General features: G+C 47.9%; 16 protein-coding genes and 1 pseudogene. 15 read left to right on the forward strand and 2 right to left on the reverse strand.

Annotated elements, in window-relative coordinates; all coding sequences use genetic code 11:
• Positions 1-101: 101 nt before the first annotated feature.
• Both HQRW_RS03490 and ribH read right to left on the reverse strand, forming a co-directional pair.
• On the reverse strand, positions 102-1,250 hold the full coding sequence (locus tag HQRW_RS03490) for a pyridoxal phosphate-dependent aminotransferase (RefSeq protein WP_011570912.1): 1,149 nt from the start codon (positions 1,248-1,250) through the stop codon (positions 102-104).
• Positions 1,247-1,690, reverse strand: a complete 444-nt coding sequence (ribH, locus tag HQRW_RS03495) for a 6,7-dimethyl-8-ribityllumazine synthase (protein WP_048066956.1) — start codon at positions 1,688-1,690, stop codon at positions 1,247-1,249. The genes HQRW_RS03490 and ribH overlap by 4 nt, the downstream gene beginning before the upstream one ends.
• A gap of 221 nt (positions 1,691-1,911) precedes the next feature.
• Between ribH and HQRW_RS03500 the strand changes: the two genes are divergently transcribed.
• The 15 genes and pseudogenes from HQRW_RS03500 to HQRW_RS03570 all read left to right on the forward strand — a co-directional run bounded on the left by HQRW_RS03500 (position 1,912) and on the right by HQRW_RS03570 (position 17,260).
• Complete coding sequence (locus HQRW_RS03500) at positions 1,912-3,780, forward strand: flippase activity-associated protein Agl23 (RefSeq protein ID WP_014555487.1); 1,869 nt, start codon at positions 1,912-1,914, stop codon at positions 3,778-3,780.
• A 95-nt stretch (positions 3,781-3,875) separates the two neighbouring features.
• On the forward strand, positions 3,876-5,081 hold the full coding sequence (locus HQRW_RS03505) for a 5-(carboxyamino)imidazole ribonucleotide synthase (protein ID WP_014555488.1): 1,206 nt from the start codon (positions 3,876-3,878) through the stop codon (positions 5,079-5,081).
• 3 nt (positions 5,082-5,084) lie between these two features.
• Positions 5,085-5,741, forward strand: a complete 657-nt coding sequence (gene purE, locus HQRW_RS03510; RefSeq protein ID WP_014555489.1) for a 5-(carboxyamino)imidazole ribonucleotide mutase — start codon at positions 5,085-5,087, stop codon at positions 5,739-5,741.
• A gap of 204 nt (positions 5,742-5,945) precedes the next feature.
• Positions 5,946-6,359, forward strand: coding sequence for an NADH-quinone oxidoreductase subunit A (locus tag HQRW_RS03515; RefSeq protein ID WP_014555490.1), 414 nt, complete (start codon positions 5,946-5,948; stop codon positions 6,357-6,359).
• Entirely contained in the window at positions 6,356-7,060 is a 705-nt protein-coding gene (locus HQRW_RS03520; protein ID WP_011570918.1) for an NADH-quinone oxidoreductase subunit B, read from the forward strand. Before HQRW_RS03515 ends, HQRW_RS03520 begins: the two co-directional genes overlap by 4 nt.
• Complete coding sequence (locus HQRW_RS03525; RefSeq protein WP_014555491.1) at positions 7,057-8,736, forward strand: NADH-quinone oxidoreductase subunit D; 1,680 nt, start codon at positions 7,057-7,059, stop codon at positions 8,734-8,736. The genes HQRW_RS03520 and HQRW_RS03525 overlap by 4 nt, the downstream gene beginning before the upstream one ends.
• A complete protein-coding gene (locus HQRW_RS03530) occupies positions 8,736-9,797 on the forward strand; it encodes a complex I subunit 1/NuoH family protein (RefSeq protein WP_014555492.1) in 1,062 nt (353 codons plus the stop codon). The genes HQRW_RS03525 and HQRW_RS03530 overlap by 1 nt, the downstream gene beginning before the upstream one ends.
• The gene (locus HQRW_RS03535) at positions 9,794-10,255 is read left to right on the forward strand and encodes a NuoI/complex I 23 kDa subunit family protein (protein ID WP_011570921.1); all 462 of its coding nucleotides are present in this window, start codon (positions 9,794-9,796) and stop codon (positions 10,253-10,255) included. The genes HQRW_RS03530 and HQRW_RS03535 overlap by 4 nt, the downstream gene beginning before the upstream one ends.
• A gap of 241 nt (positions 10,256-10,496) precedes the next feature.
• Positions 10,497-11,113: pseudogene (locus tag HQRW_RS03540) on the forward strand (RNA-guided endonuclease InsQ/TnpB family protein); the annotation flags it as partial.
• Between the two features lie 135 nt (positions 11,114-11,248).
• Positions 11,249-11,509: an NADH-quinone oxidoreductase subunit J gene (locus HQRW_RS03545; RefSeq protein ID WP_011570922.1), complete on the forward strand. Its 261-nt coding sequence runs from the start codon at positions 11,249-11,251 to the stop codon at positions 11,507-11,509.
• The gene (locus HQRW_RS03550; RefSeq protein WP_011570923.1) at positions 11,506-11,865 is read left to right on the forward strand and encodes an NADH dehydrogenase; all 360 of its coding nucleotides are present in this window, start codon (positions 11,506-11,508) and stop codon (positions 11,863-11,865) included. Before HQRW_RS03545 ends, HQRW_RS03550 begins: the two co-directional genes overlap by 4 nt.
• The gene (gene nuoK / locus HQRW_RS03555) at positions 11,865-12,167 is read left to right on the forward strand and encodes an NADH-quinone oxidoreductase subunit NuoK (protein ID WP_011570924.1); all 303 of its coding nucleotides are present in this window, start codon (positions 11,865-11,867) and stop codon (positions 12,165-12,167) included. The genes HQRW_RS03550 and nuoK overlap by 1 nt, the downstream gene beginning before the upstream one ends.
• A 1-nt stretch (position 12,168) precedes the next feature.
• Positions 12,169-14,193: an NADH-quinone oxidoreductase subunit L gene (nuoL, locus tag HQRW_RS03560; RefSeq protein WP_014555493.1), complete on the forward strand. Its 2,025-nt coding sequence runs from the start codon at positions 12,169-12,171 to the stop codon at positions 14,191-14,193.
• Positions 14,190-15,716, forward strand: coding sequence for a complex I subunit 4 family protein (locus tag HQRW_RS03565; RefSeq protein WP_014555494.1), 1,527 nt, complete (start codon positions 14,190-14,192; stop codon positions 15,714-15,716). The genes nuoL and HQRW_RS03565 overlap by 4 nt, the downstream gene beginning before the upstream one ends.
• Entirely contained in the window at positions 15,716-17,260 is a 1,545-nt protein-coding gene (locus tag HQRW_RS03570; RefSeq protein WP_014555495.1) for an NADH-quinone oxidoreductase subunit N, read from the forward strand. Before HQRW_RS03565 ends, HQRW_RS03570 begins: the two co-directional genes overlap by 1 nt.
• The last annotated feature ends 467 nt before the right edge of the window (positions 17,261-17,727 follow it).

Here is a 17,727-nt window from a genome sequence, read left to right on the forward strand (position 1 = left end):
AGTCCACCGACTGCGATTCTAAGAGACGATCACTCTGCCCTCAATATCAGAGAACACAATACATCACTGTGAACTTTACTCAGCAAGAATATGAGGGTAAATTAGATGTACTCATGTTCTGCAAGCCGTCCGACAGCCTCGCGAAGTCGGTCCTCACTCGCTGCATACGAAATTCGCGCATGTCCTGGAGAACCAAACGCTGAGCCAGGAACAGTTGCGACATGTGCATCTTCAATTGCACCACTGCACCACGCTTGATCATCATTATCAACGGGTAACATCATGTAGAACGCGCCATCACCGATTGGCACATCAACATCATGTGATTCGAATAGTTCTGCAAGCATATCTCGCCGTTCGCGGAACGCATCACGCATTTCAACAACAGCATCATCAGTATTTTCGATAGCTTCAACACCGGCACGCTGGACGAAATTCACCGCACACGAGACAGAGTGTGAATGCAATTTTGCAGCCTGATCAATTAGTGCACTGGGTGCATGAACATATCCAAGTCGCCATCCAGTCATTGAGTATGCCTTCGAAAATCCATTGATCGTTATTGTTCGATCGCCCATTCCTGAAAGCGATGCCAAACTCGTCTGTTCGACTCCGTATGTGATCTTATCATATATCTCATCAGAAACAACGGTAATATCATATTCAACTGCGAGATCACGGACACCTTCAAGTGCAGCGTCAGTATATACCGCACCTGTTGGATTTGACGGCGAGTTAATCACGAGCAATTCGGTTTCTTCTGAGACGGCTGCTTCGAGATCATCAAGCCCCGGTTCAAGTTGGAACGAATATGGTTCAAGATCAACGCGTGTTAATGACCCCCCAGCGAGTCTTGACATCGCTTCATATGAAACCCAAGCAGGATCAAGTAAGACGACTTCATCCCCATCATCAATTAATACCTGAAATGCTTCATATAATGCTTGCTTGCCACCAGGGGTTACGATGATTTCCTCATCAATAGCATCAATCCCACCCTCCCGAAGTCGTGCAGCAATCGCCTCTCGAAGTTCAGGGATCCCATTCGACGGAGTATATCCTGTGTGACCAGCATCCATTGCATCTTTCCCAGCCTCGACGACGTTTTGTGGTGTCGGGAAATCGGGCTCACCAACGGAGAGATCAACGACATCAACGCCATTTGCCTCCAGTTCGCTTGCTTTGTTACTAATCGCCAACGTTGCGCTCGGCTCGACCCGTTCAATACGGGATGCAAACTCGAAATTCATACCAACATCTCCACCATATCGACGGCTGCGTTTACCGCTTCCGCACCTTTCTCGATACGTTCGCGTGCTTCCGCACCACTCTGTCCCGGACCAGAAACACCAAATGTGACTGGGATATCACGCTCAAGACTGACATCGGTCAATCTCTGTGCAACTGCGTCGCCAATCACTTGATCATGGTCGGTGTCACCGGTTACAATGGCTCCAATAACAGCAACAGCATCAATATCATCACGACGGGCTAATCGATCTGCGGCGAGAGGTGCATCGTACACACCTGGAATAGAGAGTGTTGTGTTAATCATTGCATCCCGGTCAGCCGCGGTTTCCTCTGCTGTTGTCTCCATCTCAGTCGTGACTGAGCTATTGAACTCAGCAACAACAAGCCCTAATCTAATTACTTCTGTTGTTTGATTCTCAACATCTGATTCAACGCGCATCCTCTCTCTTGAGATATCTTCATCTTCGGTCATAATTTGTATTTGTTGGTTGTATGATATATTGGCATTCGCACGCGTCAGTGTCTATTTTTTATTAGCTGATGTGTGCTTGTTCATCAGTATAGTCGTTAATATCGTAGCAGTCCAAATTAGCTATCGATTGTCGCTCCTGTCGAGTGCAAACACAAGAATGTTAATCTCGTGACTTCGATAACGGGGTAATGAGTCAAGATGAGGTCCCAGAGGGGGCTGAATCGATTTCGACCGGCGAAAGATCCCGACTACGAATACAGCTACGTACAGCTATTGAGTCACATGTGTCCACTTTGCCGCTTCTTCAAACGATACGCACACAGCGGACACTTATCGGCGTTATCACCGTTACTCTCTTTGCACTTATACTGCGCCTGAGTGCGCTTGGCGGTCGGGTCTTTCACTGGGATGAAGGTCGCGTTGGTTACTGGATTCTTCGATATCATGAGACCGGGGTCCACACGTATCGACCGATTGTCCATGGTCCATTTATTCCAATTATCGATCGCTGGTTATTTGAAATCGCTCCAATCACCGATGCAACTGCGCGCCTTCCAGTTGCCCTTATCGGTGGACTGCTACCGCTTGCAGCACTCTTACTTCGTGACCGGCTCAGAGACATTGAGGTCGTATCACTCGCCGTCTTACTGGCAGTGAATCCGCTCATGATCTATTATTCCCGATTTATGCGTAACGATGTTCTCGTTGCAGCATTTGCATTTATTGCTCTTGGGGCGGTTATCCGGGGGCTCGATACAGGTCAACTTCGATATAGCTTCGCTGCCGCAGCAGCGCTAGCCCTTGCATTTACTACAAAAGAGAATGCATTGCTCTATCCGATCTGTTACATTGGTGCTGCTGCTATCATACTCGATTGGCGTCTCATGCGAGCAGTAGCACGTGAAGAGTCACGCATAGAGATACTTCGTGAATGGAAGAAACAAATCTACACAGCGCTTACTGGACACGGGACAACGGCAAGGACATCATTTGCCCGTGTTGGTTGCACACTTATCGGATCGGTTGTACTGTTTGTTACTGTATGTGCATTTTTTTATGCGCCACGTCCAGATCTTTGGCAAGCATTTGGTAATCCAGCCCGACTCCCAGATATATTAACTGCAGGGACCATCGGCGCAGTGGAGAAATTCATCGATACATGGGCAACCGGTGGGCGACAAGATCATGCATATTTACCATATTTGTATGATCTCGTTGAAACGCTTATCTATGGTGCGCCAGCGCTTCTCTCATTTGGTCTTCTCGGCATCATAGCAAATCGATATGCTGCTATCACCGACCGTCGCCGGTCATTAATTACATTTGGCACATACTGGGCAATTGCATCGCTCCTTGGATATCCGCTTGCGACTGATATTCAAGCACCGTGGGTTGCTGTCCACGTTGCTGTGCCACTTGCGATTCCAGCGGCGGTTGGACTCTCAGTTGTGATTGAGTCAGCACGTGATGCAATAGCAAAAACAAATACTGACACGGTAACTGCTGGACTTGCGGTCCTTGTTGTGCTTGCAGCCGCTGGCGGTGTTGCAGGTGCAAATGCAACATACTTCAACAGCGCATCTGCAGATGATAAACAAATACTCCAGTGGGCTCAACCCGAGAATGATATCAAATCAACAATGCTGACCACCGGCGCTATTGCTGCAAGTAACACAGGAACCGATGTTCTATTTATCGGGACGACTCCGCCAAGTGCATCTAATACTGACTTTTATGTGCAGAATCAGTCATCGGTTGCAACGGCACCACCTGGTGGTCCTGCATGGCACAGTCGACTTCCACTTCCTTGGTATCTTGAACGTAGTAATGCGACAATTACGAGCACCGATCCTGATACTGACTTGCAAACAGCACTTTCAGATCCCCCACCGGTCGTCATCAGCAAAGGTCATGATGAAGATGCAGTCTCAGCGATCTTAGAAGGATATACAGCCTCTGAATACAAATTCCGGCTCTGGGGTGAGACCGTTGTGATCTTTATTCATGATGAGACACGCTCGTCGCTCGCTGAACCCTCGTCTGTGTCATCAACATAGACTCAACTGATGTCGATTGATACTGGCAAACAAATCGGTCTGCAAACTTCCATTGAAACTCAAGTTTTATTCCGACTGATTGGGTAGCGACGGTCGTGTCAGTTACTGTTCCTGGACCAACGCTTGGTGTCGTCGGTGGGGGGCAACTTGGTCGAATGCTTGCTGAAGCCGCTGCTCCGCTCGGTGTTGAGGTAATCGTTCTTGATCCAACACCAGATTGCCCTGCTGCTCCTGTGGCTCGCGATCACATTATTGGTGAATTTGACGATCCAGACGCTGTTTCCGACCTTGCTGCTCGTGTTGATGCAATGACGTTTGAAATCGAACTGGCAGATGCTGATCTTCTATCGGACGCAATATCGACATTTGATGTGACAGTCAACCCAGCTCCCTCGACGCTAGCGATGATTGAGGACAAACTTATTCAAAAGCGAACACTCGATGATGCTGGGATTCCTGTTCCGTCTTTTCGACCCGTTGATACGGTCTCTGAACTCACAACAGCACTTGATATATTTGATGCTGTGATGTTAAAAGCCCGAACTGGGGGATATGATGGTCGTGGAAATGTGCCGGTTACTGACCCCGCGAACGCTGCAGATGCACTTGAGGCAGTTGGTGGCTCAGCCATGGCTGAACGGTTAATTGATTTCACACGTGAGCTTTCTGTGATTGCTGTCAAAGGGGATGAAACAGTACGAACATTTCCGCCAGGGGAGAATATACACGACGAAGAGATTCTTCGTGAAACTATTGTTCCCGCTCGTACCAGCGAGGAAGTTCGCAATCGTGCGAATGCGGTTGCCCGCGACGTACTCGAAACGTTGGATGGTCGCGGTGTTTTCGGTATTGAACTGTTTGAAACTGAAGCTGGTGATATTCTTGTCAATGAAATCGCTCCTCGACCACATAACTCCGGACACTGGACAATCGAGGGTGCACATAGTTCACAATTTGAACAACATATTCGTGCTGTGTTAGGATGGCCACTCGGGTCGACAGCCCGTCGATCACCGACCGTGATGACAAATATTCTCGGAACAGTCGATAACTCCCGTCCGGCAGCACTCACCGGTATTGAGCCGGCACTTACAGATGAACATATCTCGTTACATTGGTATGGAAAAGATGAGGTTCGCCCACTTCGTAAAATGGGTCATCTAACTCTTAGCGATGATACAATTTCGATAACCGACCCATCAACGAACCCAGACTCATTAACGATTCAATCACTGATTGAAAGAGCCCGACAGTGTCGTGAAGCAGTAGCGTTTATACAAACACCACCTGAGTCATCATAAGCGATGCCAGCGCATACACCAAATGAGCCAACAATACAGGCACTTCTTGATCGACTTCATACCCAAGCTGATACTGATCTGACCACAGCAGAAACACCTGATGTTGGGATTATCATGGGGTCTGATTCAGACTTAGATACCATGGTCGGTGCTCATGAAGCACTTGACAAACTTGGGTTCGATGAACAGACTGAATTTATGACTTCACCGGATGCACGATTCACATATGAGACATATGTTGTCTCCGCACACAGAACACCACAGGTATTGTATGCATACGGCGAAACAGCAGCCGACCGGGGGATTGATGTCATTATTGCCGGTGCCGGAGGGAAATCAGCTGACCTGCCGAACATGACTGCCTCAATTGCATATCCAATTCCTGTTATTGGCGTTCCTGTGCAGGAGAAATCCGTTGATTCTGTCATTGGCATGCCAACAGGTGCACCAATTGTTGCTGTTGATGCTGGGAAATCGCATAATGCAGCGCTCTCAGCCGCACAGATCCTCTCTCGTGAACATGACGTGCTCAAAACACGACTTGAAGAGTACCATACAGCTCTCATCACCGACGTCGCAGCAGATTCATTCCGGATGCATGACGCTGGTGTTAATACCTTCCGTGCGAGTGATGGTGAATCAGGTACGTCCAATGACTAAACCGCCTTGGAGTCAAGCCCGGTAACATCTGTGTCGTAACTTTCTGAATTTATTTACTTTCTCATCAATTCTTACGCATTCGTTTAGTCATTGATGTCTCATATCAGGTGAATAATTCAGATTCAGTCGGGGAGACACCAAAGAGTCATAAATCAATGTTTATACCAAGGCATCGCTAATATCAGGATGTCAGGAGAATACGGAATGAGTGAATGGATCGCAGTCGGTGCACTCGGACTTGTCGCTGTTGGCATCCCACTTGGGATGATGGCTGTATCAGCGATCCTTCGTCCGACTGTCCCCGAACAAGGAAAGAGCGCTACGTATGAGAGCGGTGAGATTCCAACTGGATCAGCACGCGTTCAATTTAATATCCAATATTACATGATTGCGCTGCTGTTTCTTGTATTTGATGTCGAAACTGTACTCATACTCCCGTGGACCGTTATCTATCGGCCCGCATTAGAAGCCGGCGCAGATCTTACCACGGTGTTGCTTCCAATGCTTGTGTTTATTGGTATCCTCATCGTCGGATTAGTCTGGGCATGGCGGAATGGCGCTGTTAAGTGGATCAAAAGTCCACTCGCAAACCGTCAAAAAACAGAACGAGATATATGAGCAGCGAACAAGATAACGCATTTGTTACAGACGACACCCAGGTACAGACCGATACTCGAGACGCCCGGATATCGGGTACTGATGAACGATTTAATTCGAAACTTCGTGAGGCATTCGGCTCCTCGCCGTTTATTCTCACGAAATTTGACCAGTTTATGAACTGGGTCCGCGGGTCATCGATGTTTATGCTTCAGTTCGGCATTGCTTGCTGCAGTATCGAGATGATGCATACCTATGCAGTCAAACACGATCTTGACCGCTTTGGCGCTGGCGTTCCGCGGGCATCCCCACGTCAAGCTGATGTTATCATAGTTCCCGGTACGATTGTCTCAAAATTCGCCCCTCGTATGAAACGAGTGTATGACCAGATGCCTGAACCGAAGTTTGTGGTTGGAATGGGCTCTTGTACAGTCTCTGGTGGTCCGTTCCAAGAGGGCTACAATGTAATTAAAGGCGCTGAGGAGGTCATCCCTGTTGATATTCACATTCCTGGTTGTCCTCCACGTCCGGAAGCACTTGTATATGGAATCGCGAAACTCCAAGAGCGAATTTCAAACGGCGAATCTGCACCAGTGACGGTCAAGCCATATGAACTCCAGCAGTTTGATGATCTCTCACAGGACGAGATTGTCTCACAACTGGCTGAGGAGATTGATGAAGATGACCTTGTGATGCGGTATGACTGGGCTGATTCATCATGAGTCTTGAAGAACCTGAACCAACTCAAAGTGCTGAGAAGACGGCTGAACAATTACCAACAACGGGTGATGAGATTGAATCACTCCTCAGCGATGTCGTCATTGGTCGAGACGACCATTTGAACGCACCAGGGGTCATTATTCGCCCAGACGATGTACAGAAAACACTTCGTCGACTCCGCAATAAAGCCGGATTTGATCACCTCTCATGCGTGACAGCCGATGAGCGTATTGACCGATATGAGTCAATTTATCATCTCACGAGTTATGACGACCGTACTCGTGAGCTAAGCGTTGTTGTTCCAACCACGAAAGATGACCCGGTCAGTGAATCAGCCGCGCCTGTCTTTCGAACTGCAGATTGGCATGAACGTGAAGCTTATGACCTCGTTGGCATTAATTATGAGGATCATCCAGATCTTCGTCGAATCCTCCTTCCGCAGACGTGGCAGGGACATCCGCTTTCGAACAACTATGATCAGGACCGACCACAGATAGTCACTCTCAAAGAATGGGAAAATCCTCTTGCAGATGACCATCGTGAAGAAGAGGGTGACACAATGTATGTTAATATCGGTCCGCATCACCCAGCTACACACGGTGTTCTTCATGTGAAGACTGTGCTTGATGGCGAACAAATTGCAGATATCGACCCTGATATTGGCTATCTTCATCGATGTGAGGAACAGATCTGTGAAGCGAAAACATACCGTCATCAGATTATGCCGTATCCGGATCGCTGGGATTACGCCTCATCTGGACTACTCAATGAGTGGGCGTACGCACGCGCTGCTGAGGATCTTAATGATCTCGAAGTCCCAGAATATGCACAGGTTATCCGAACAATGGGAGCTGAGATCTGTCGGATTGCTTCACATATGCTTGCGGTTGGGACCTTCGCATTAGATGTCTATGGAGACTTTACCGCAATCTTCATGTATGCCATGCGTGACCGGGAGAAAGCACAAAATATTCTTGAGGATCTCACCGGTCAGCGGATGATGTTTAATTACTTCCGACTTGGTGGCGTTGTCTGGGACCTCCCAGAACCTCGTGATGAATTTTTCGAGACTATTCGTGACTTCTTAGAGGATCTTCCAACAGCACTTGAGGAGTATCACGATCTTATTTCCTCGAACGAGATTCTCCAAGTACGAACGATTGACACCGGTGTGCTCCCACCTGAAGAAGCAAAATCCTACGGTGCCACGGGACCGGTCGCTCGTGGGTCTGGTATTGACTACGATCTTCGTCGCGATGATCCATATGGGTACTATGACGAACTCGATTGGGACGTTGTGACCGAAGATGGCTGTGATAATTTCAGTCGACTTCTTGTCCGCCTTCGTGAGGTCGAGGAGTCTGCGAAGATTATTGAACAGTGTGTTGACATCCTTGAGGGGTGGCCCGAGGATGAGCGCACAATACAATCGAATGTCCCACGAACACTCCGCCCTGATGATGATGCTGAGATCTATCGTGCTGTTGAGGGTGCAAAAGGTGAACTTGGTATCTATATCCGTGGCGATGGCACTGAAGAACCAGGGCGATTCAAAATCCGGAGTCCATGCTTTTCAAACCTGCAGACACTTCCGGAGATGTCAAGTGGTGAGTATATCCCAGATATGGTTGCTTCACTTGGCAGTCTTGATATCGTTCTTGGTGAGGTGGACCGCTAATGCCGGCGCTATTGCAGTCGAAAACGCTGCTTCCTGAAACGATTGCAAACCTACTCGGTCTCTCAGGAACCCTTGGTGCAATTATTGGTGGGTTGATTGGTGCATTCGTAATTGCTAATCTCTTATTGGTCCAGACGGCTGTTGCAGGACCGTGGGCAAAGCGAAAGATTACAGCTGCGTTCACAGATCGGATTGCGGTCAATCGCATTGGTCCGTTCGGCTTACTCGTCATCGTTGCTGATGCCGTTCGATTGTTATCAAAGGAACTTGTCATTCCTGAGGGTGTTGACCGCCCAGCGTGGGATCTTGGACCACTTGTTATCCCATTTTCAGCGTTGCTTGGATTTGCTGTAATTCCAATGGGAAGCGGCATTCAGTTGGCTGATCCCGAAACTGGAATTGTGTTTGCATTCGCAGCGGGTTCGATTGCATCGGTTGGACTTATTATGATGGGATATAGTTCAAATAATAAGTTCTCACTACTCGGCGGACTCCGCGCAATTGCGTCGAATATTGCCTATGAGATTCCACTTGTTATCACCGGGGCTTCAGTTATCTTATTTACCGGTACACTGCAGACAAGTGCAATTGTTGCACAGCAGAGTGAACCACTCATATCAATTGCTGGTGTAACAATCCCACAGTGGTTTGCATTCGTGAATCCATTCGCATTTGTTTTATTTGTGATTGCAAATCTCGCAGAAGTCGGTCGAAACCCATTTGACATTCCTGAGGCACCAACGGAGATTGTTGCGGGATATCAAACCGAGTACTCATCAGTATACTTTGTATTGATTTACCTTGGTGAATTTATTCATATTTTCCTTGGTGGTGCCATCGCGGCGACGTTATTCCTCGGTGGTCCTGCCGGTCCGGTTCTCCCGGGATTCATCTGGTTTACAATCAAAATCTGGTTGTTTTATCTCTTCACACAGTGGGTTCGATCGGCGATCCCACGACTTCGTGTTGATCAATTTCTTGATGTCGGTTGGAAGGGGATGCTTGTCCTCTCGTTCGCAAATCTGGCACTCACGGCCATTATCGTGGGAGTGATAGCATGATTGGACTGCTCAAATCAATGGCGACAACGATGAAGCATGCATTGGACGGAGAAACATTCACGGTTGAATATCCTGACGTCGCTCCAGAGGTCAGCCCTCGTTTCCGCGGGGTTCATAAATTCAGTCAAGAGCGCTGTATCTGGTGTCGACAATGTGAAAAAGTCTGCCCAAATGATACAATACAGATTGTACAGGATGATAAACGAAATGGCGAGCAGTATAATCTGCATATCGGACAGTGTATTTATTGTCGATTATGTGAGGAGGTCTGCCCCGTCGATGCAATCTTGTTGACACAGAATTTTGAGTTTACTGCAGATACAAAAGATGAGTTCGTCTACAATATGGAGCAACTCAAAAATGTTCCATGGTACAAGGATATCGATCCACTCAATTCCCGTGAACCAGACCGTGGTGGGTGGATTGATGAGGGAGCAGGTGAAGTCGATTATCAGTAATCACATTATGCGATCTCAATAGCTATCTCAGTATTCTCTTCTTTTTCTTGATTCCGCTTTAGATGAACTGTAATGTCTAATAATATTTTACTTCATATCGCGATTGCAATATAACAAACGAACTGAGTTATCAGTTTGCAGGCGCTAAGCCCCTGTGCTTAAGAAGCAAGTCATAGGCGAGCGAGGAGGCTGGGGATACGGTGCCGTCATCACTCAACCATTCACATGTATAGTCTGCATCCGTGAGAAACTTGACGACAAAATCGAACAGCGGTCGCTCTCCCGAGAGCAACATGGCTCGAACAACTGGGAGAAACAACGGCTGAACGTAGCCGAGTGCCATCAGCGAATCAGGCGGAAGCGCCACGACTTCTTGCACAAGCTCTCGAATTACTACGCTACCAAGTACGACTTAGTGGCTGTCGAGGACTTGATTGTAAAGTCGATGCTAGAGTCGGCTGGCAACAGTCAGAACACAGCCTCAGCGGCGTGGGACACGTTCACCACGATGCTCGAATACAAGTGCAAGCGAGAGGGCACGCACTTTGTTGAGGTCGAGCCAGCGGGTACGATTAAAGAGTGCGCGTCGTGTGGCGTTGAATCAGACAAACCGAGTGGGTGCGCGAACACTCATGCCCTGCCTGCGGGTTCGAGATGGATAGAAATGCGAATTCCGCAATCAACATTTTGTCGCGTGGTTTTGAGAAACGAGGACTGGGACAGTTCGGAGACACGACGCCTGTGGAGACTGCGCTCCCTATATTCACTTCATCGAACGCTTCCGACGTCGTGGATGTACAGCGCGTCGTGGAAACAGGAAGCCCCACCCTCACAGAAGCCACGTTAGCGGCTGGGTAGGGTGGGGTGTGGGGTAGTTCACACGATATGGCATGCTACCTTCACACATAGGTATATAAATAGAATATATTTTCTGCCATTACTCGCGAGACCTTCTCGAAATCTTCAAAAGGATACCTCAAGGAGACACGTACAATGGTTTATGAGACAATCGCATTTGTGCTGTTTGCGCTTGTAACAGTCGGATGCAGTTTAGGCGTCGTTCTCATGCAGGATGTGTGGCATTCCGCACTCTTGCTTGGGGGGGCGTTATTGAGCGTTGCAGTGCACTATGTAATGTTGCAAGCAGAGTTCCTCGCTGTGATGCAAATTCTTGTGTATGTTGGCGGGGTATTGATTCTTGTTACATTTGCTGTAATGCTGACCCGAACACAACCGGAGGGAAGTAACATATGACAACACGGCCAAAACTCAAACTTGGATCGCACCTGCTTCCAGGGCTAGCTGCCATTGGACTGTTCATTGTGATGACTGCAGCATTCCTGTCTGCATCGTTCCCACAACCGCAGGGATTCCCTGCAGATGCAAATATTACTGCAAGCATCGGCTATGCAATGTTCAATCTCAACCTGGGTGATGTTGCCGGCGAGAGCTTCCTTGCTGCATTTATTATTATTGCTCTTACGCTTGATGTTGCACTTGATGGATCAATCCATCTTGCACGTCGTGAGTACTCTGACTCGGACACGTCAGTCATTACAGATGGTGGACGAAAGCTCAAAAATCATGTTTTTAATGAAGGTGATGATTAATGCTTACACCACAGTATTATCTTGTTCTCTCCGCAGCAGTATTTTGTACCGGATTATTCGGTATTCTGACGCGGCGGAACGCACTCTTATTTTTGATGTCTGTTGAATTGATGTTAAATGCCGCAAATATCAATCTCATTGCGTTCTCATATTTATGGGGTAATATTACTGGACAGACTTTTGGACTCTTTGTCATGGCGCTTGCCGCAGCAGAGGTCGCTATTGGTATTGGTATCATCCTCGTATTATATCGCAACTTCGATAACGTCGACGTTACCGACGCTACAACAATGAGGTGGTAATATGGTTGGAATATTTGATCTCGCGCCAGTAATCATCCTCCTGCCGTTTATTTCATTCCTCACGGCGCTTGCTATCGGAAATCGACTTCCAAAAGGCGGAGCGCTCACCGGAATTACCGCAACCGGTGGGTCATTACTAATCGCAATCGCGACCGGAGTCGCCGTTTCTGGAGGACGTGTCTATACTGCAACAATCTATACATGGGCTAGCGGTCTTGATGTGGTTAATCTAACCTTTGGTGTTCTCATCGACCCGCTCTCGGCAATGATGTTGGTCATTGTTACGCTTGTCTCATTCCTTGTTCATATATTCAGTCTTGGATACATGAATGACGAAGGCGAAGTCGGACTCCCACGATATTATGCCGGACTTGGACTTTTCTCTGCATCAATGCTCGGCTTTGTCGTTGCTGATAACCTACTAATGGCATTTATGTTCTTTGAGCTCGTCGGGCTCTGCTCATATCTCCTTATCGGGTTTTGGTTTCGTGAACCAGGTCCGCCAAGCGCAGCAAAAAAGGCATTTCTTGTCACGCGATTTGGAGACTACTTCTTTCTTGTTGGTGTGGTTGCTGTCTTTGCGACATTTGGAACGGCTGCATTTTCTGGCAGCGGGTCATTCCCGGCACTTGCAGAGGCAGCATTGCTTGGGGAGGCTGCTGAGTCTGTTCGGACATTCGGATTTGAACCACAGTTATGGTTCACAATTATCGGACTGTTGATCCTCGGCGGTGTCGTTGGGAAATCAGCACAATTCCCACTTCATACGTGGCTTCCAGATGCAATGGAGGGTCCAACACCCGTTTCAGCTCTCATTCATGCTGCGACAATGGTGGCCGCCGGTGTGTATCTCGTTGCACGGATGTATGGCTTCTACGCGCTTTCACCGACAGCACTTGCCGTAATTGCATTCTTTGGCGGATTCACAGCGCTTGTTGCTGCGACCATGGGTGTCGTCAAGCGTGAGATAAAACAGGTGCTTGCATACTCAACAATCTCACAATATGGCTATATTATGCTTGGTCTCGGTGGTGGTGGCTATGTTGCCGCAACATTCCATCTGATGACACATGCATTTTTCAAAGCGCTGTTATTCCTTGGTGCAGGATCAGTCATTATTGCAATGCATCATACCGAGGATATGTGGGAAATGGGTGGGCTGAAGAAGAAACTCCCAGTCACATATTATACTTTTGTCACTGGGTCACTCGCACTCGCTGGAATTATTCCTTTTGCTGGGTTTTGGTCGAAAGATGAGGTCCTTTATGAAACATTATTACATGGACTTGATGGAAACACAATCCTCCTTGCTGCGTATGCAATGGGACTCATCGCCGTGTTCTTCACTGGTTTCTATACCTTCCGGATGGTATTTCTGACCTTCCACGGTAACCCTCGATCGGAGACCGCTCGTGAACCAGAAAACGTCGGAATGAATATTAAGATTCCACTTACCATTCTTGGAATCCTCGCCGCAACAACTGGCTTTCTCAATATGACACCTGTTGCGAAACTAACTGGATTACATATTGAGTTCTTACATAAATGGCTTGAGCATGGATTTACTGGTCTCACTGTTGAACACTATGGTGAACTTTTACACGATGTTGCTGGATACGGTGCAACTGGGATTGAATTAAGCCCAATCCTCCCTGGTGCGGTATCACTTGGATTGGCGCTTGCTGGATTCTTACTGGCATATCAACTATATAATGTCCCTGAGCCGGTCGCTCATACTGACCGCCTTGGTAGTCTCAAAACAATGGTATACAATAATTATTATCAGGACGAATATCAGGTCTGGATTGCAACAGGCTTCACACAACCGCTTGCTCGTGTTGCGAGCAAACTTGATCAAGGCGTCATTGACGGAGTCGTCAATGGCGTTTCTGGTGTAAGCTTATTTGCTGGTAGCCGAGTCAGACGGATTCAAACAGGTATTGTCAGCAATTATGCAGCATTACTGACGCTTGGACTCACGGCACTGCTTGTTGGGCTTGGGCTCATGGGAGGGTGGTTTGTATGATTATTGAACTACTCATTGCATTCACGTTTATTGCTGCACTGACCATCTTTGCCGTTCCAAACAGAGTTGCGGGTCGACTTGCTGCAATTGCAAGTGCGATTCCAATTCTTGGAAGCCTCTGGATGTGGGCACAATATGACGCGACCGGGAACGCTCTTCTTGGTGGGTCAATTGCATATGAGACGGATGTTATTTGGCTGACGCTTGGTGGGCTTGAACTCCACTGGTTCGTTGGTGTCGATGGAATCAGTCTTCCACTTGTTGTTCTCACAACTATCCTGACGATGCTTGCGATTGTCAGTGCATGGACACCAATTGACGAGCGACAATCCCAATTTTATGGACTGATGTTATTTATGGAGGCAAATCTTCTTGGTGTATTTACGGCGCTTGATTTCTTTGTTTGGTTTATTTTCTGGGAGGCTGTTTTGGTCCCGATGTACTTCCTTATCGGGGTCTGGGGAGGTCCGAATCGTCGATATGCGGCGATCAAGTTCTTTGTATATACGAATATTGCCTCACTCGCGATGTTTATTGGATTCATCGCATTGGTGTTTGGACTTGGTTCATCAGTCTCATCAATGCGACTTCCCGAAATCACACAGGCTCTTCGTGCGGGAAGTCTCACTTCATTCGGGGGGATTGATGCTGCGACGCTCAAACTTGTTGCCTTCATTGCAATGTTTGTTGGGTTTGCTGTCAAAGTACCAGTCGCGCCATTACACACATGGTTACCAGACGCTCATGTTGAAGCCCCAACCCCAGTGTCTGTGATGCTCGCGGGCGTTCTTCTCAAAATGGGCACCTATGCACTGCTTCGATATAACTTTACGATGATGCCTGATGTGGCAATCGATCTCGTTATTCCAATTGCGAGTATTGCTGTCATTAGCGTTATTTATGGTGCATTACTTGCACTTGCACAGCAAGATCTCAAACGTATCATTGCATATTCGTCAGTGTCATCGATGGGTTACGTAATCCTTGGACTTATTGCATACACAACATATGGCGTTGGTGGCGCAACATTCCAGATGGTGGCTCACGGACTTATCTCTGGATTGATGTTCATGTCTGTTGGAGTGATTTACAATATAACCCATACCCGTATGGTCGGCGATATGTCCGGTATTGCGGACCGTATGCCAGTCACTGCTGGCATTTTCATCGCAGGTGCATTTGGATATATGGGACTTCCGTTGATGGCTGGCTTCGCTGGTGAGTTCTTTATATTTAAAGGCGCATTCGCTTCAACAGTTCATACTGCAATGCCATTATTTACCGCAGCGGCGATGTTTGGGATTGTGATTGTTGCAGGATATCTCCTCTTTGCGATGCAACGAACACTCTTTGGACCATTTTCATTTGATGGTGAATATGAGATCACAACTGCTGCGATGCATGATATTGCGCCTCTTGCAGTGTTATTAGCTCTTGTTATTGCATTAGGCGTTGCACCTGACTTATTCTTCGGGATGATTCAAGAGGCAGTTACACCAATCCTCACGGGAGGTGGCGTCTAATGCCTGCATCAACGTTTTCAATGATCGATATAATTATCCTGCAGTCACAATCGGGGTTACCCTCTGGTATATTGGTGCTTACCCCAGTCATCCTTCTTGCAGCGACCGGGCTTATTCTATTGCTTATCGATACAATCTTCACCGAGGTATCGAGTGATTCGCTGTTGGCTGGAGTCTCTGCAATTGGATCACTGCTTGCATTCGGTATCACTGGATGGTTCCTTATCAGCGGACTTGGGCAACCACAGACGGGTGGTGCTATCACACTGTATGGTGATGCACTCGTCGTCGATGGGCTGAGCCTGTTCTTTATGCTAATTTTCACTATCGTGACTACGATGGTTGCAGTTGCCTCGTATGATTATATTAGCGCTCAGCAATACAAGGCTGAGTTCTACTCACTCATATTATTTGCAGCAACGGGCATGGCATTAATGTCAATGTCAAACTCGCTTGCAACAGCATTCGTGAGTCTTGAACTTGCATCACTTCCATCATATGCGCTTGTTTCGTTTCTTAAGGATGATCAGGGGAGCATTGAGGCTGGATTGAAATATCTCCTTATTGGGGCGTTATCATCGGCTGTATTTGTCTTTGGAATCAGTCTTGTCTATGCAGCCACCGGATCATTGCTTCTTAGTGATATTGCTAAATCGGTTGCAGAGACAGAACTGATTGGTGTACTTGGAATTGGTATATTGATGATTGCTGGCGGATTTGCATTTAAGACCGCATCTGTGCCGTTTCATTTCTGGGCGCCAGAAGCATACGAAGGCGCTCCAGCACCAATATCGGCGTTTCTTTCATCGGCGTCGAAGGCTGCCGGATTTGCTGTTGCCTTTCGCGTATTCGTTGAGGCGTTCCCGCTAGGTTCACTTCCGGTTGGAATTGACTGGGTACTTGCATTCCAAGTGCTGGCTGTCGCGACAATGACGCTTGGCAACTTTGCGGCTGCAACCCAAGAAACAGTGAAACGAATGCTTGCATATTCATCGATCGGACACGCGGGATATGCGCTTATTGGTCTCGCAGCACTTTCAGCTGGTGGTCCGAACGGTGATGTGCTCGGGGCATCAATGGCGCATTTGTTCGTTTATGGATTTATGAATACTGGTGCATTCTTATTCATTGCACTTGTCGAGCACTGGGGTGTCGGTCGAACCTTTGAGGATTACAATGGACTGGTGACGCGTGCACCAATCGCTGTTGTTGCGATGACAGTGTTTCTATTCAGTCTTGCCGGACTTCCACCGTTCGGTGGATTTGTTTCAAAATATGCACTATTTTACTCAGCAATTGAATCTGGATTCTGGTGGCTTGCGGCTGTCGGTGCCGTTAATAGCGCGTTATCATTATTCTATTATAGTCGTGTGATACGAGCAATGTGGATTGAGTCACCGACACAAGATCTCTCCGCGCTTGACTCTCGCCCTATTGGGCTCTACGCTGCAGTTCTTTTCGCTGGAGTTGGAACCCTTATCCTACTGCCTGCATTCGGTCCCGTTGTTGAGACCGCACAAACCGTCGCAGCAGCGTTGTTCTAGCGCTTTTATTCTCTGTCCCTTCGTTATTGTAATTGAGGACGCTAGTTCCTTTCCTCAGCGACCGGCAACGCCGCGAGCGGGGGATACAGCGCCTGCACGAGTTACCTGCGCATTCTCCACACGCTTACTATGCGGTCAGAAGAAAATAGTACGACACTCACCACGACGGCGGTGTTCAAACATGATAAGAGGCGCGTACCGTCGCGTGTGGCTGGGTGTCCAACCGGTAGGAGTGGGGCATTCCGAACCGCTCATAACCGGAAGTCGCCTGCGAAGCCTGGAGCCGATGTGTTCATGTCGAACATAAGCTCCAATACAGAGGCAGGAAACTCCCCTCAACAAGCGAGGGGTCAGTAGCCCCGAGCGCCGTAGGGTGGGGTAGTTCACCGCGATAATAACATAATTTCTGGTTTCGGCACCAACGGCTGGAAGTAATCTCTCTTATGATATTAAATGATTTATATTAA

The sequence above is a fragment of the Haloquadratum walsbyi C23 genome (genome assembly GCF_000237865.1).
GTDB lineage: Archaea > Halobacteriota > Halobacteria > Halobacteriales > Haloferacaceae > Haloquadratum > Haloquadratum walsbyi.

Excerpts from the sequence above, each read along its gene's own strand:
- HQRW_RS03550 (WP_011570923.1), top strand. The coding sequence starts at position 11,506 with ATGACAACACGGCCAAAACTCAAACTTGGATCGCACCTGCTTCCAGGG.
- HQRW_RS03515 (WP_014555490.1), top strand. The coding sequence starts at position 5,946 with ATGAGTGAATGGATCGCAGTCGGTGCACTCGGACTTGTCGCTGTTGGC.
- HQRW_RS03545 (WP_011570922.1), top strand. The coding sequence starts at position 11,249 with ATGGTTTATGAGACAATCGCATTTGTGCTGTTTGCGCTTGTAACAGTC.
- HQRW_RS03500 (WP_014555487.1), top strand. The coding sequence starts at position 1,912 with ATGAGTCAAGATGAGGTCCCAGAGGGGGCTGAATCGATTTCGACCGGC.
- HQRW_RS03535 (WP_011570921.1), top strand. The coding sequence starts at position 9,794 with ATGATTGGACTGCTCAAATCAATGGCGACAACGATGAAGCATGCATTG.
- nuoK (WP_011570924.1), top strand. The coding sequence starts at position 11,865 with ATGCTTACACCACAGTATTATCTTGTTCTCTCCGCAGCAGTATTTTGT.
- HQRW_RS03490 (WP_011570912.1), bottom strand. The coding sequence starts at position 1,250 with ATGAATTTCGAGTTTGCATCCCGTATTGAACGGGTCGAGCCGAGCGCA.
- ribH (WP_048066956.1), bottom strand. The coding sequence starts at position 1,690 with ATGCGCGTTGAATCAGATGTTGAGAATCAAACAACAGAAGTAATTAGA.
- HQRW_RS03520 (WP_011570918.1), top strand. The coding sequence starts at position 6,356 with ATGAGCAGCGAACAAGATAACGCATTTGTTACAGACGACACCCAGGTA.
- purE (WP_014555489.1), top strand. The coding sequence starts at position 5,085 with ATGCCAGCGCATACACCAAATGAGCCAACAATACAGGCACTTCTTGAT.
- HQRW_RS03570 (WP_014555495.1), top strand. The coding sequence starts at position 15,716 with ATGCCTGCATCAACGTTTTCAATGATCGATATAATTATCCTGCAGTCA.
- HQRW_RS03565 (WP_014555494.1), top strand. The coding sequence starts at position 14,190 with ATGATTATTGAACTACTCATTGCATTCACGTTTATTGCTGCACTGACC.
- nuoL (WP_014555493.1), top strand. The coding sequence starts at position 12,169 with ATGGTTGGAATATTTGATCTCGCGCCAGTAATCATCCTCCTGCCGTTT.
- HQRW_RS03530 (WP_014555492.1), top strand. The coding sequence starts at position 8,736 with ATGCCGGCGCTATTGCAGTCGAAAACGCTGCTTCCTGAAACGATTGCA.
- HQRW_RS03525 (WP_014555491.1), top strand. The coding sequence starts at position 7,057 with ATGAGTCTTGAAGAACCTGAACCAACTCAAAGTGCTGAGAAGACGGCT.